This is a genomic window from Streptomyces sp. NPDC057424 (assembly GCF_042803315.1).
Taxonomy (GTDB): domain Bacteria; phylum Actinomycetota; class Actinomycetes; order Streptomycetales; family Streptomycetaceae; genus Streptomyces.
Window position 1 is genome coordinate 14,621 of sequence record NZ_JBHVCP010000005.1, and the last position, 12,718, is coordinate 27,338.

Consider the following 12,718-nt stretch of genomic DNA (forward strand, 5'->3'; position numbering starts at 1 on the left):
GATCCATCACGCCCGCGGCCGCCCCTACCGGTGCCCTCCCCTCGGAGTCGCTCCCACGGTGCGCAGGGCGCGGGCTTGAGCAGCTGACGGCGGGCAGCGCGGCCCTCACGCGTCCCGGAACCGGTCCGTCGCCGCCACCACGGCCGCCGTCGCGGAGGTCCCCGACAGCCCGTGCCCCTCGCCGCCGATCAGCACGAGCTCCGCGTCCGGCCACACCTGCGCCAGGTGCCACGCGATGTCCGCGGGTCCGCTGATGTCCATCCGGCCGTGGACCATCACGCCCGGGATGCCCGCGAGCTTCCCGGCGTCGCGCAGCAGCGCCCCGTCCTCCAGGAAGGCGGCATGCCGCCAGTAGTGCGTGACGAGCCGGGCGAAGCGCATCCGGAAGCGCGGGTCCTCGTAGCGGGGGTCGGGCCGGTGTCCCGGCAGGGTGGAGACGTGCACGTCCTCCCACCGGCACCACTCCCGCGCGGCCCGCTCCCGTACGGCCGGATCGGGGTCGGCGAGCATCCGGGCGTAGGCGTCCACCAGACTCCCGTCGCGCTCGGCCTCCGGTACGGCGTCCCGGAACCGGGCCCACTCCTCGGGGAAGATCCGCCCCATGTCCCGGGTGACCCACTCCACTTCGCGGCGCGTGGTGCTGGTGACGCTGAAGAGGACCAGCTCGGACACGGACCCGGGGTGCCGCTCGGCGTAGGCCAGCGCGAGCGTCACGCCCCAGGAGCCGCCGAGAACGAGCCACTCCTCGATGCCGAGGTGCTGCCGCAACTGCTCCAGGTCGGCGATGAGATGGTGCGTGGTGTGGGCGGCGAGCGGGGTCTGCGGATCTGCGGCGTCGGGCGTACTGCGCCCGCACCCGCGCTGGTCCAGGAGCACGATGCGGTACGCCTCCGGGTCGAACAGCCGGCGCCAGAACGGCCCCGCCCCCGATCCCGGCCCGCCGTGCAGCACGACAGCGGGCTTGCCCGCGGGGTTCCCGCAGACCTCCCAGTACACGCGGTTGCCGTCGCCGGCATCGAGCATGCCGTGCGCGTACGGCTCGATACCGGGGGGATAGAGCTCGGGCATGCGAGATGTCCTCTCTGACGCAGGAAGAACCGGCCGAACGCTCCGGCATGCCGGTCGATGTGATCCGTCAGCTCGAACAACGACGTAAGCGTTCGGCACGCCTCCCGCTGCATGCGCCGGCCCCATGGTCTCGGGGTGGAACTCACCCCGCTCTTGGGCGATCCGCCGGTGGTCTCCGCCTCGGGTGGGAACGACGCGTTTCGGAGCTGGTGTCCAACGCCGTCCGGGCCGGACCGTCCCCGCCGTCCCGCCCCGTCACCCCGGCCTCCGCGCCGTACTCGCCCGCCGCACCAACCGCGTCGGCACCAGCGTCGTCCCGTGCTCCGCCCCGTCCTCCCGCATCTTGCTGAGCACCCCCTCCACGCACAGTCGTCCCACCTGCGCGAAGTCCTGGTGGATCGTGGTGAGGGGCGGGAGGAAGGACGCGGACTCGGGGATGTCGTCGAAGCCGATGACGCTGACGTCGCCGGGGACTCGGCGGCCGCGTTCGTGCAGGGCGCGGAGCAGGCCCAGGGCCATCTGGTCGTTGGCCGCGAACACCGCCGTGCAGTCCGGCTCGTCGGCGAGGAGGAGGCCCGCCCGGTAGCCGGATTCGGCCGACCAGTCGCCGCGGACCAGGGGCGGCGGGGTGCGGCCCGCCTCGGTGAGTGTGGTGCGCCAGGCGTTGGCGCGGCGCTGGGCGGCGAAGGAGCCCTCCGGTCCGGCCAGGTGCCACACCGTGTCGTGGCCGAGCTCCAGCAGGTGCCGTACGGCGTCACGGGCGCCGCCCGCCTGGTCGGTGTCGACGACGGTGTAGCGGTCGCCGGCGTCGGAGTCGGCCACCACGACCTGGACGCCGGGCGGGAGGGAGACAGTCGCCGCGTCGAGCAGGTGGATCTCCATGATGACGATGACGGCGTCCACGGCGAGCTCACCCAGCCGGGAGAAGGCGCCGTTGACCTCGTCCTGGGTGGGGACGGCCACGGGCAGCAGGGTGACGGCGTACCCGTGCTCGGCGGCCGAGGTGGCGATGGCCTCCAGGGTGCGGATGTTGCCCATGGTGGAGAGGGAGAAGGTGATCACGCCGAGGGTGCGGAACTCGCCCCGGCGCAGCGCCCGGGCCGCGCTGTTGGGACGGTAGCCCAGCTCCCGCATGGCGGCCAGGACCTGCGCGCGGGTGTCCTCGGTGACGCCCGGGAAGCCGTTCGAGACGCGGGAGACCGTCTGGGACGAGACCCCGGCGAGCTGCGCGACGTCCGCCATGGACGCGCCCTGGCGGGGCCTGGCCGCCCGCCTTCTCGTACGGCTCGTGCCGCCCGACGCGCTCTCGCCCTCCACGGTGCCCATCTGCCCCTCGTTCCCCTCGCCGCGCACCCGGCGCAATTTTCGGTCCGGAACGAGTCCTTGACCCCTGAGATTCGGACAGTGTAGACATCCCGCCAGTGGATGTTTACGTAAACATTCCCTGGTCGAAATCGTATGAGAAGGCGCCGGATCCGCACCAGTCGCACCACGTAGGCCCCGATCTCCGCGTCCGCCGGGAGCCTCGTCACCCCGCGGCACGCAGAAGAGCTGGAGTACTCGAGATGGCACACCGCACCCGTAAGAGAAGGCTCCTCGGGGCCATCGGCGTCACCTTGGCGACCGGAACCGTCCTGGCCACCGCCACCCTGCCCGCCGCGCACGCGGAGACCGCGGCTGCCGAGGCCGCCGCGGCCGGCGTCACCGTCCGGCCCGACCCCTCCTACTCGGGGGAGAAGTTCGAGGGCTGGGGCACCAGCCTGGTCTGGTTCGCCAACGCCACCGGCGACTACCCGCCCGCGGTCCGCGAGAAGCTCTACAAGCTCCTCTTCGGCGACGACGGCCTCGCCCTGAACATCGCCCGCTACAACATCGGCGGCGGCAACGCCCCCGACGTGAAGGACTACCTGCGGGCGGGCGGCGCGGTCGAGGGCTGGTGGAAGGCCCCGGCGGGCACCACCCGCGAGGACGTCGACTGGTGGGACGCCGACGACCCCGCCGACTGGAACAGACATGCCGACAAGACGCAGCGCTGGTGGGTCGACCGCATCAAGAAGGACATCACCCACTGGGAGACCTTCAGCAACTCCCCGCCCTGGTTCATGACCGAGAGCGGCTACGTCTCCGGGAACTTCGACGCGGGCAAGGACCAGCTGAAGACCGACTCCGTCGACGACTTCGCCAAGTACCTGGTGGGGGCGACCGAGCGGCTGGAGAAGGCGCACGGCATCAAGGTCGACACGCTGGACCCGTTCAACGAGCCGAACACCAACTACTGGGGCACCAGGCTCGGCCCGGACGGCGAGCCGGTCGGAGGCCGCCAGGAGGGCGCCCACATCGGCCCCGAGCTCCAGCAGAAGGTGATCCGCGCGCTGGCCCCGGTCCTGGAGAAGTCCCGGTCGGACGCGGAGATATCCGCGATGGACGAGACCAACCCCGGCACGTTCGCGACGAACTGGAACTCCTACCCCCAGGAGGTCCGCGACCTCGTGGACCAGATGAACGTCCACACCTACGGCACCGGTCAGCGCACCACCGTCCGCGACCTGGCCAAGGCCGCCGGCAAACCGCTGTGGATGAGCGAGGTCGAGGGCGACTGGGGCGACGGCCAGAGCTTCACGGACATGCGGCCCGGCCTGGGACTCGCCCAGCGCATGGTGGACGACCTGCGAGAACTGGAGCCCAAGGCCTGGGTGTTCTGGCAGCCCGTCGAGGACTACGACAACATGAAGCCGGGCGGCGAGTCCGCGAAGGGCGGCAACTGGGGCGAGATCCAGATCCCGTTCAGCTGCACCTCGAAGGACACCCTGAAGTCCTGCCCGGTCTACACGAACACCAAGTTCGACACGGCCCGCAACTTCACGCACTTCATCAAGCCCGGCGACCGGCTGATCAAGACGAACGACACGTCCAGCACCGCGGCGATCTCCCGCAAGGGCGGCGCGGCGACCGTCGTCCACGTCAACAGTGCCACCGAGGCGCGCGAGGTCACGCTCGACCTGTCGAAGTTCGGCCGGGTCTCCTCTCGTGCCACGGTCACCCCCGTGGTGACCAGCGCCGACGGCAAGCTGGAGAAGCAGCGGCCCGTCCGCGTCAGCGGCAAGCAGGCCACTCTCACCGTGCCCGCCCAGTCCGTGACGTCGTTCCTCGTCAAGGGCGTCTCCGGAGTCGCCGAGGACGCGGCCGAGCTGCGCAAGGGTCACACCTACCGCCTGACCGGCGTCCAGAGCGGCAAGGACCTCACTCTCGCCGGCAACGGCACGGGCCTGGTCATCAAGACCCCGAACGCCACCGACCCCAGCGGTCAGCAGTGGCGGGTGGAGCAGATCCGCGGCGCGGACAACCGCAAGCGCTACGTCCTCACCGAGACCGGCGCGGACAAGCGCCTGGCCATCCGCGACGGTGCCCTGGTCGCCGAACCCGACGAGGGCCGCCGCGACGACGCCGCGCAGTGGATCGCGTCCACGACCGGCGACGGCACGTGGACGCTCGTGAACGCGGCGACCGGCCAACTCCCCGATGTCGCAGGCCAGTCCACGAACGACGGCGCCTCTGTGGGCGTCTGGCAGCCGAACTCGGGATCCAACCAGCGCTGGAAGGTCACGGACGTGACGGGCGACTGACCGCCCGTCCGGCGCCCAGCCCCCGACGCCCCCCCCCGGCACCGCGGCCCCCACCGGTCGCGGCGCAGGGGGGCGTCGTGCGTCACGGACTCCGCGTAATCCCCTTCGTCCCCGAGCCCCGACCATCCGCAACGCCCGCGTCCCCGTCTCCGCGAACGACGGCCCCGCCGACCGGTTCGGACCGCAGGGACCGGTCCTTCACGCCGATGCGCGACGCCGTGTTCAGTACCTGGCGGTCGGGCCCCCGGCCCGTCGGCCGCCGCCCCGATCCGGCCCTCTTCGACCACGGCGGCCCCGGCCCCCCACCCCGCTTCGCCGCGGCACCGGACGGCTCCCTGCTCCTGTCGTCGGACGGGGCGGGCACGGTGCCGCGGCCGGCGCCGAACCCGTAGGGCCCGCGGGCCGGTTCAGCGGCGGCGGCCCCGGGGCGGCCTGCCCCGCCGTGCGTTCGGGGCGGAACCCGTGCGCGCGGGGGCCTTCTCGGTGGCCGGCGGGGTGAGGACCACGGGCACGCCCGAGGGCTCCTGCGCCCCGGTGATGCGGTTCAGTTCGGTCTCGCCCGAACGGACCCGGGTGACCTGCGGGGTGATGCCGGCGTCGGCCATCAGCCGGGTCATCTCGCGCCGCTGGTGGGGCAGGACCAGCGTGACGACGGTGCCCGACTCACCGGCGCGCGCGGTACGGCCGCCCCGGTGCAGGTAGTCCTTGTGGTCGCCGGGCGGGTCCACGTTGACGACGAGGTCGAGGTTGTCGACGTGGATGCCCCGGGCGGCGACGTTGGTGGCCACCAGGACCGTGACCTGACCGTCCTTGAAGCGGGCGAGCGTCCTGGTCCGCTGGGACTGGGACTTGCCGCCGTGCAGGGCCATGGCGCGCACGCCGACGGCCAGCAGCTTCTTGGCCAGCCGGTCGGCGGCGTGCTTGGTGTCCAGGAACATGATCACGCGCCCGTCGCGGGCGGCGATCCGGGTCGTGGTGGCGTGCTTGTCGTCGTCCTCCACGTGTAGCAGGTGGTGCTCCATCGTGGTGACCGCGCCCGCGGACGGGTCGACCGAGTGGACCACCGGGTCGTTCAGGTACGTGCGGACCAGGCGGTCGACGTTGCGGTCCAGGGTGGCGGAGAACAGCATCCGCTGGCCGCCCGGGCGCACCTGGTCGAGCAGGGCCGTGACCTGCGGCATGAAGCCCATGTCGGTCATCTGGTCGGCCTCGTCGAGGACGGTGATGTCGACGTGGTCCAGCCGGCAGTCGCCCCGGTCTATGAGGTCCTTGAGGCGGCCGGGCGTGGCGACGACGACCTCGGCCCCGGCGCGCAGCGCGTTCGCCTGCCGGCCGATCGGCATGCCGCCGACCACCGTGGCGAGCCGCAGCCGCAGCGCGCGGGCGTACGGGGTGAGGGCGTCGGTGACCTGCTGGGCCAGCTCGCGCGTGGGCACGAGGACGAGGGCCCGGGGCTGCCGGGCCTCGGCCCGCTGCCCGTCGACGCGGGCCAGCAGGGCGAGCCCGAAGGCGAGCGTCTTGCCCGAGCCGGTGCGGCCACGGCCGAGCACGTCACGGCCGGCCAGCGAGTTCGGCAGCGTCGCCGCCTGGATCGGGAACGGCGCGGTCAGGCCCTCGGCGCGCAGCGCGGCCAGCAGCCGCTCGGGCAGGTCGAGGTCGGCGAACGCCTCGACGGCCGGCAGCGCCGGGGTGACGGTGACGGGAGGTGTGAACTCCCGGCTGGGGGCGGGGCGGCGCCCGCCGCGGCCGCCGCCCGCCGGACGGGAAGCGGTGCTCCCGCCGCCCGACTTACGGGGCCGGAAGCCGTTGCCACGGGAGTGGGACGAGCCGTTGTTCTTGCGAGCGGTGCGGTCCATGGGGAACCTTCCTCGATGCGGCACGCGTCGAGGAATGCGCGGCGGCACCGGAGGGCCGCAGGATTCGCAAGAGTTGAGCCGGAGAAGAGCAAAACGAGCCGGGGCCCGCACCGCGAGGGTGCGGGCCCCGGTTCAGGGCATTCGCGTACGCGTCAGGCGGGAACGATGTTCTCGGCCTGCGGGCCCTTCTGGCCCTGCGTGACGTCGAAGGTAACCTTCTGGCCTTCCTGAAGCTCGCGGAAGCCGGAGGTGGCGATGTTCGAGTAGTGGGCGAACACGTCCGGGCCGCCACCCTCCTGCTCGATGAAGCCGAAGCCCTTTTCCGCGTTGAACCACTTCACGGTGCCAGTTGCCATGTGCATCTCCCTTGAGGGGCAGTACCCGAGACCTGCACTTTGCCGACTCGGGGTCGCTGTGATGATCACCCTCCGGAGAGATCCGAAAATCCTCGGAAACAAAAAGAGTGCTCGTCGACAAAGGTCGATAGAGCACTCGAAGTCTCTGGGAACCAAAACTGCAACACCAGCCAAGGTAGCACAGGTCGGGGCGGTCGGCGCGGGAATCTCGTACCCGAGGTGGAGCCGCCCGCCCTTCCGTACTGCGTACCGAGTACCGCGGATTGTCGGCAGGCGCACGACGACGGGACAACCCGCTCACCGACAGGCTTGGCAGACGTTCGACACCAGATGTGGAGATCTCCTGCCGTGGCTACTTTCCTGTATCGAGTGGGCCGTCTGGCCTTCCGGCGGCGCTGGTACGTCGCCCTGGTCTGGGCGGCCGTCCTGGCCGCCGTGGGCCTGGGCGCCCTCAGGGCGCCAGGGGCCGCCGACGAGGAGTTCTCGATGCCCGGCATCGAGTCCCAGAAGGCGTTCGACCTGATGGAGCAGCGCTTCCCCGGGGCCACGGCCGACAGCGCGACGGCCAGGGTCGTCTTCATCGCGCCGGGCGGCGAGAAGGTCACCGCCGCCGGGAACAAGCGGACCATCGAGAAGGCCGTGACCGGACTCGGCGACGGCACGCAGGTCGCGAGCGCCGTCGACCCGTTCGCGGCGAAGACGATCAGCAAGGACGGCACGACGGCCTTCGCGACGGTCACCTACAAGGTCGGAGCCGGCGACCTCACCGACGCCAGCCGCAGTCACCTGGAGCGGACCATCGACGGGGCCCGGGACTCCGGACTCACCGTCGAGGCGGGCGGTAGCGCGCTGGCCGCCGAGGGCGGGCCGGGCGGTGCGGCCGAGGTCATCGGCGTCGCGATCGCCGCCGTCGTGCTTCTGGTCACGTTCGGTTCGCTGGCCGCCGCCGGGCTGCCCCTGCTGACCGCCGTCATCGGTGTCGGCGTCAGCATGGCCACGATCCTCACCCTGGCCGGCGCCCTGGGCCTGTCCACGACCACCGGCACCCTCGCCATGATGCTGGGCCTCGCCGTCGGCATCGACTACGCGCTGTTCGTCGTCTCCCGCTACCGCGAGGAGCGCGCCAAGGGCCGTACGCCGCAGGAGGCGACCGGCATGGCCGTCGGCACGGCCGGTTCCGCCGTCGTGTTCGCCGGGCTCACCGTCGTGATCGCGCTGGCCGGGCTCACCGTGGTCGGCATCCCGATGCTCACCAAGATGGGGCTGGCCGCGGCGGGCGCGGTCGTCGTCGCCGTACTGATCGCCCTCACCCTCGTCCCGGCGCTCCTCGGCTTCTGGCCGAACGCCGTGCTCAGCCGTCGGGCCCGCAGGAGCGGCCGGATCGAGGAGAGCACCGAGGCCAACGCCGGCACCCGGTGGGCGCGGTTGGTGCTGCGCCGCCCCATACCCGTTCTGCTCCTCGGCGTCATCGGCCTCGGCGCCCTCGCCCTGCCCGCGGCCGGCCTCCAGCTGGGCATGCCCGGGGACGAGGCCAAGCCGGTCTCCACCACCGAGCGCCGGGCCTACGACGCGCTCGCCGAGGGCTTCGGGCCGGGCTTCAACGGGCCGCTGACCATCGTCGTGGACGCCGAGGGCGCCGCCGACCCGAAGGCGGCCGCCGGCACCATCGCGAAGGAGATCGGCGGCACCGAGGGCGTCGTGTCCGTCTCCCCGGCACGCTTCAACGACGCCGGCGACACCGCGGTGTTCTCGGCCGTGCCGTCCACCGCGCCGACCGACGAGAAGACCAAGGACCTGGTGACCACCATCCGGGACGAGCGCCCCGGCATCGAGTCCGGCACCGGAGCGAGCTACGAGGTCACCGGCACCACCGCGATGAACATCGACATCGCCGGGAAGGTCCAGGCCGCGCTGATCCCGTACCTGACCGTCGTGGTCGGCCTGGCGATCGTGCTGCTGCTGGTGGTCTTCCGGTCCCTGCTCGTCCCGCTCAAGGCGGCCCTGGGCTTCCTGCTGTCGGTGCTGGCCTCCCTCGGCGCGGTCGTCGTGGTCTTCCAGCAGGGCCACGGCGCGGAGCTCCTCGGCGTGGAGCAGACCGGCCCGATCATGAGCCTGATGCCGATCTTCCTGGTGGGCATCGTCTTCGGCCTGGCGATGGACTACGAGGTCTTCCTCGTCTCCCGGATGAGGGAGGCGTACGTCCACGGCGAGTCGCCCGCCCGCGCGGTCACGTCCGGCTTCCGGCACAGCGCCCGGGTGGTCGTGGCCGCCGCCCTGATCATGATCGCGGTGTTCGCCGGGTTCGTCGCCGAGAGCGACTCCATGATCAAGATGATCGGCTTCGGGCTGGCCTCCGCCGTCCTGTTCGACGCCTTCGTCGTCCGGATGGCGATCGTGCCGGCCGTCCTCGCCCTGCTCGGCGGCAAGGCCTGGTGGCTGCCGAAGTGGCTGGACCGGGCGCTGCCCCGCGTCGACGTGGAGGGCGAGGCCCTCAGCCGGCCGGAGCGGGAACCGGCCCCGGCCCCCGCACCGGACCTGGAGCCGGCGCGCACCTGATGACCCGTACCCGGGGCCGCCCGTGGCGAAGGACACGGGCGGCCCCTCGGGCGTCCCCGCCCGAAGTCGACCACGATGGTCCCAGCCCCACCGACCGGAGAGCCCGATGAGCATCCCCCTGGAGCGGCGCTACGCGGATCGCCTGGAGGGATTCGCCGAGCAGCACCCCTTCCCCGTCGACCTGGCGACGGCCCTGGCGCTGATGGCCTGCGCGGCCTTCGGCACCTCCCTCGCCCTGCCCGGCGCCGACCCGCCGGACCAGGACAGGACCGGAGTCGTCCTCATGGGCGTGGCCTGCCTCGCCCTGCTCAAGCACCGCGCCTTCCCGCGCACCGTCGTCACGATCACCATGGGCTGCACCGTGGCGGCGGTCGCGATGGGCTATCTGCTCACGCCCCTGCTGCTGGCACCGATCATGGCGGCGCTGTACTGGCTCGCCACCCTCACCGACCGCAGGACCACCCGCGTCTACGGCATCGGCACCACGCTGGCGGTGATCGTCGCGGCGGTGGTCGCCGACTCCATGGACCACCTCTCACTGCTGCTCAGGACGATCGGCCCGTTCTTCTGGCTGATGCTGCCCCTGGCCGCCGGCAACATGACGCGGCTGCGGCGCGCCTACCTCCAGGCCGTCCAGGCCCGGGCCGAGCACGCCGAGCGCACCCGGGAGGAGGAGGCCAGGCTGCGCGTCACGGAGGAACGGATGCGCATCGCCCGGGAGCTCCACGACGTCGTCGCCCATCACATGGCCCTGGCCAACGCCCAGGCCGGCACCGCGGCGCACCTCGCCCTCACCCGCCCCGAGCAGACCCAGAGGATCCTCACGGACCTGACCGGCACCACGTCCTCCGCGCTGCGGGAGCTGAAGGCCGCGCTGGGCCTGCTCCGCCAGGACGGCGAGACCTCCGGCTCGGTGCCGCTGGAGCCGTCCCCCGGCCTGTCCCGCCTGCCCGAGCTGGTCTCGGTGTGCGAGTCGGCGGGCCTGGAGGTCACGGTCACCACGGAAGGGGAGCCGCAGCCGCTGTCGCCCGGCGTCGACCTGACCGCGTACCGGATCGTGCAGGAAGCCCTCACCAACGTGACCAAGCACGCCACCGCCGCGGCCGCGCACGTGCTCCTCGCCTACACCGGCTCCCGGCTGCTGATCACGGTCACCAACGACGGCCCCAGCAAACCGGAGAGCGCCCGGGGCCGCGGCTTCGGCGTCATGGGAATGCGCGAACGCGCCCTCTCCATCGGCGGTGAACTGTGCGCGGGCCCCCGCCCCCAGGGCGGCTTCGCGGTCACCACCGCGCTGCCCCTGCAACCCTCGGTCCACCCCGTGGAAGGAACCCCCGCATGAGCATCAGGGTGCTGCTCGCCGACGACCAGGCCCTGCTGCGGGCCACCTTCCGCATCCTCATCGACTCCTGCGCCGACATGGAGGTGGTCGCCGAGGCCTCCGACGGTGCCGAGGCGGTCGGCCTGACCCGCGAACTCCGCCCCGACATCGTCCTCATGGACATCCGCATGCCCGGCACCGACGGCCTCACCGCCACCTCCGAGCTGTGCGCCGACCCGGAGCTGTCCGCCACCCGCGTCCTGATCCTCACCACGTTCGAGACCGAGGACTACGTCGCCCAGGCCCTGCGTGCCGGTGCCAGCGGCTTCCTCGGCAAGGACGTCACCGCCGACACCCTGCTGACGGGCCTGCGCACGGTGGCCTCCGGCGAGGCCCTCCTCTCGCCCGGCGCGACCCGCTCCCTCATCACCCGTTTCCTCATGGCGCCGCCCTCCGGCACCGGCCTCGCACCCCCGGAGCGCCTCGCCGACCTCACGGTCCGGGAACGCGAGGTGATGGCGCTGGCCGCGGAGGGCAGGTCCAACACGGAGATCGCCGAGGACCTCACGCTCAGCCCGCTGACCGTCCGCACGCACATCCACCGCGCCATGACCAAGCTGCACGCCCGGGACCGCGCGCAGCTGGTCGTCATCGCCTACCAGACGGGGCTCGTACGGGCTGCGCCGCCGGCGCCGTGAGGTGGTGGCCTACGGCCTGCCGTAGGTGGCCACCATGAGGGCCTCGGCGGTCCTGTTCATGTCCTGGCCCTTGGCGTCGGTGGAGTTGACGCTGTAGACGAGGGTGCGGGAGCCGTTGCGGGTGGAGGCGATGGCGGCGTTGTATCCCCAGCGCCCGCCCGTCTTGCCCCAGACCTCGCGTCCGTCCAGCACCTTCATGGACAGACCCGCGGAGTAGGCCGCCGGCTTGCCGGTCTTGAAGTCGGTCACCTCCGGCAGTGTGAACATCTCCTGGAGCAGCGGCCCGCGCACGATCCGCCCCCGGAACAGGGCGCCGGTGAACCGCTCCAGGTCCGCGGTGGTCGAGACGATGTCCCCGGCCGCCCACCCGTCCGTCGACCCCCACACGGACACGTCCCGGAGTCCGGTCGTGCCGTCGTCGAGCCGCATGATCTGGTAGCCGTGGTTGTGCGGGCCGGTGATGCGCGGGTTCGTCCCCGGGAAGGAGGTGTCCCGAAGCCCCAGGGGCCCGAGCACCCGCCGGGCGACCTGGCGCTCGTACGAGTCGTGCGTGACACGCTCGATGAGCAGGCCGGCGACGGTGTATCCGATGTTGAGGTAGTGCTGCCGCTCGCCCGGAGCGAACTCACGCTTCTTCGACGTCGCCGAGCGGACCATGCCCCGGGGGTCGTGGACGCGGAAGCGGTTCGCGTACCACTCCTCGACGGTGGTGCCGGGGAAGTCCGGGGCCGGGATGCCGTGCGTGTGGTTGAGGAGCTGCCGGACGGTGACGCCCCCGTACGAGGCGGGAATCAGCTCCGGCAGATACGAGCGGGCGCTGCGGTCGAGGTCAAGCCGTCCCTCTTGGGCCAGTTGCAGGGCGACCGCGGCGGTGAAGACCTTGGTCACGGATCCGGCGCGGAAGCGGCCGGCCGGATCTGCGGGCCGGCCGGTCCGCAGATCGTGCACGCCCGAACTGCCGTGCCAGGTGCCCTCCGTGCCGCCGACCCGGACGAGGGCGGCGGTGGCGTCGGAGGTGGGGAGGCCGGCGATGGCGGCTTCGAGGGCGGGGTTCGGGGACTGCCCCGTGGCCGGTCGCGCGGTGGTGGACGCGGCCGGGGCGGAGGCGGCTGCCGGGAGGACGGTCGGCCCCACGGCGACTCCCACGACGAGTGCGGCGGTGGTCAGGAGGCGGGTACGGGTCTTCATGGCGAACTCCGGTGAGGTGGGCCGACGTTGAGGTGACGGCTTCATCCTCCGG

10 protein-coding genes and 1 pseudogene are annotated in these 12,718 nt (G+C 72.3%); 6 read left to right on the forward strand and 5 right to left on the reverse strand.

The features are described 5' to 3' along the window. Nucleotides 1-105: 105 nt before the first annotated feature. Nucleotides 106-1,068 carry a prolyl aminopeptidase gene (gene pip / locus ACFU3E_RS06530; protein WP_384152989.1) on the reverse strand — a complete coding sequence of 321 codons (963 nt, stop codon included), beginning with the start codon at nt 1,066-1,068 and terminating at the stop codon, nt 106-108. A gap of 5 nt (nt 1,069-1,073) precedes the next feature. Here pip and ACFU3E_RS06535 point away from each other — a divergent pair. Next, a pseudogene (locus tag ACFU3E_RS06535) lies at nt 1,074-1,272 on the forward strand (transcriptional regulator); the annotation flags it as partial. 51 nt (nt 1,273-1,323) lie between these two features. Here the strand turns inward: ACFU3E_RS06535 and ACFU3E_RS06540 are convergent. Next, nucleotides 1,324-2,310: a LacI family DNA-binding transcriptional regulator gene (locus tag ACFU3E_RS06540; protein ID WP_384153535.1), complete on the reverse strand. Its 987-nt coding sequence runs from the start codon at nt 2,308-2,310 to the stop codon at nt 1,324-1,326. Between the two features lie 323 nt (nt 2,311-2,633). Here ACFU3E_RS06540 and ACFU3E_RS06545 point away from each other — a divergent pair, with 323 nt between their 5' ends. Then, the gene (locus ACFU3E_RS06545) at nt 2,634-4,691 is read left to right on the forward strand and encodes a glycoside hydrolase (RefSeq protein WP_384152992.1); all 2,058 of its coding nucleotides are present in this window, start codon (nt 2,634-2,636) and stop codon (nt 4,689-4,691) included. A 206-nt stretch (nt 4,692-4,897) separates the two neighbouring features. Then, nucleotides 4,898-5,083: a hypothetical protein gene (locus tag ACFU3E_RS06550; RefSeq protein WP_384152995.1), complete on the forward strand. Its 186-nt coding sequence runs from the start codon at nt 4,898-4,900 to the stop codon at nt 5,081-5,083. A gap of 15 nt (nt 5,084-5,098) precedes the next feature. Here ACFU3E_RS06550 and ACFU3E_RS06555 read toward each other — a convergent pair whose 3' ends face one another. Together ACFU3E_RS06555 and ACFU3E_RS06560 are read right to left on the reverse strand one after the other, a co-directional pair. Next, complete coding sequence (locus tag ACFU3E_RS06555; protein WP_384152998.1) at nt 5,099-6,547, reverse strand: DEAD/DEAH box helicase; 1,449 nt, start codon at nt 6,545-6,547, stop codon at nt 5,099-5,101. Between the two features lie 152 nt (nt 6,548-6,699). After that, nucleotides 6,700-6,903, reverse strand: a complete 204-nt coding sequence (locus ACFU3E_RS06560; protein WP_030846597.1) for a cold-shock protein — start codon at nt 6,901-6,903, stop codon at nt 6,700-6,702. A gap of 348 nt (nt 6,904-7,251) precedes the next feature. Here ACFU3E_RS06560 and ACFU3E_RS06565 point away from each other — a divergent pair, with 348 nt between their 5' ends. The 3 genes from ACFU3E_RS06565 to ACFU3E_RS06575 all read left to right on the forward strand — a co-directional run bounded on the left by ACFU3E_RS06565 (nt 7,252) and on the right by ACFU3E_RS06575 (nt 11,478). After that, the gene (locus tag ACFU3E_RS06565; protein ID WP_384153001.1) at nt 7,252-9,459 is read left to right on the forward strand and encodes an MMPL family transporter; all 2,208 of its coding nucleotides are present in this window, start codon (nt 7,252-7,254) and stop codon (nt 9,457-9,459) included. A 106-nt stretch (nt 9,460-9,565) separates the two neighbouring features. Then, nucleotides 9,566-10,801 (forward strand): sensor histidine kinase, encoded by a 1,236-nt coding sequence (locus ACFU3E_RS06570; protein WP_384153004.1) that lies wholly within the window; start codon nt 9,566-9,568, stop codon nt 10,799-10,801. Further along, the gene (locus ACFU3E_RS06575; RefSeq protein WP_384153007.1) at nt 10,798-11,478 is read left to right on the forward strand and encodes a response regulator; all 681 of its coding nucleotides are present in this window, start codon (nt 10,798-10,800) and stop codon (nt 11,476-11,478) included. Before ACFU3E_RS06570 ends, ACFU3E_RS06575 begins: the two co-directional genes overlap by 4 nt. Nucleotides 11,479-11,487: 9 nt before the next feature. On the opposite strand, the gene ACFU3E_RS06580 is transcribed toward ACFU3E_RS06575, so the two are convergent. Further along, nucleotides 11,488-12,666: a serine hydrolase domain-containing protein gene (locus ACFU3E_RS06580; RefSeq protein ID WP_384153010.1), complete on the reverse strand. Its 1,179-nt coding sequence runs from the start codon at nt 12,664-12,666 to the stop codon at nt 11,488-11,490. Nucleotides 12,667-12,718: the final 52 nt, after the last annotated feature.

Excerpts from the sequence above, each read along its gene's own strand:
- ACFU3E_RS06580 (WP_384153010.1), bottom strand. The coding sequence starts at position 12,666 with ATGAAGACCCGTACCCGCCTCCTGACCACCGCCGCACTCGTCGTGGGA.
- ACFU3E_RS06550 (WP_384152995.1), top strand. The coding sequence starts at position 4,898 with ATGCGCGACGCCGTGTTCAGTACCTGGCGGTCGGGCCCCCGGCCCGTC.
- ACFU3E_RS06545 (WP_384152992.1), top strand. The coding sequence starts at position 2,634 with ATGGCACACCGCACCCGTAAGAGAAGGCTCCTCGGGGCCATCGGCGTC.
- ACFU3E_RS06555 (WP_384152998.1), bottom strand. The coding sequence starts at position 6,547 with ATGGACCGCACCGCTCGCAAGAACAACGGCTCGTCCCACTCCCGTGGC.
- ACFU3E_RS06575 (WP_384153007.1), top strand. The coding sequence starts at position 10,798 with ATGAGCATCAGGGTGCTGCTCGCCGACGACCAGGCCCTGCTGCGGGCC.
- pip (WP_384152989.1), bottom strand. The coding sequence starts at position 1,068 with ATGCCCGAGCTCTATCCCCCCGGTATCGAGCCGTACGCGCACGGCATG.
- ACFU3E_RS06560 (WP_030846597.1), bottom strand. The coding sequence starts at position 6,903 with ATGGCAACTGGCACCGTGAAGTGGTTCAACGCGGAAAAGGGCTTCGGC.
- ACFU3E_RS06540 (WP_384153535.1), bottom strand. The coding sequence starts at position 2,310 with ATGGCGGACGTCGCGCAGCTCGCCGGGGTCTCGTCCCAGACGGTCTCC.
- ACFU3E_RS06570 (WP_384153004.1), top strand. The coding sequence starts at position 9,566 with ATGAGCATCCCCCTGGAGCGGCGCTACGCGGATCGCCTGGAGGGATTC.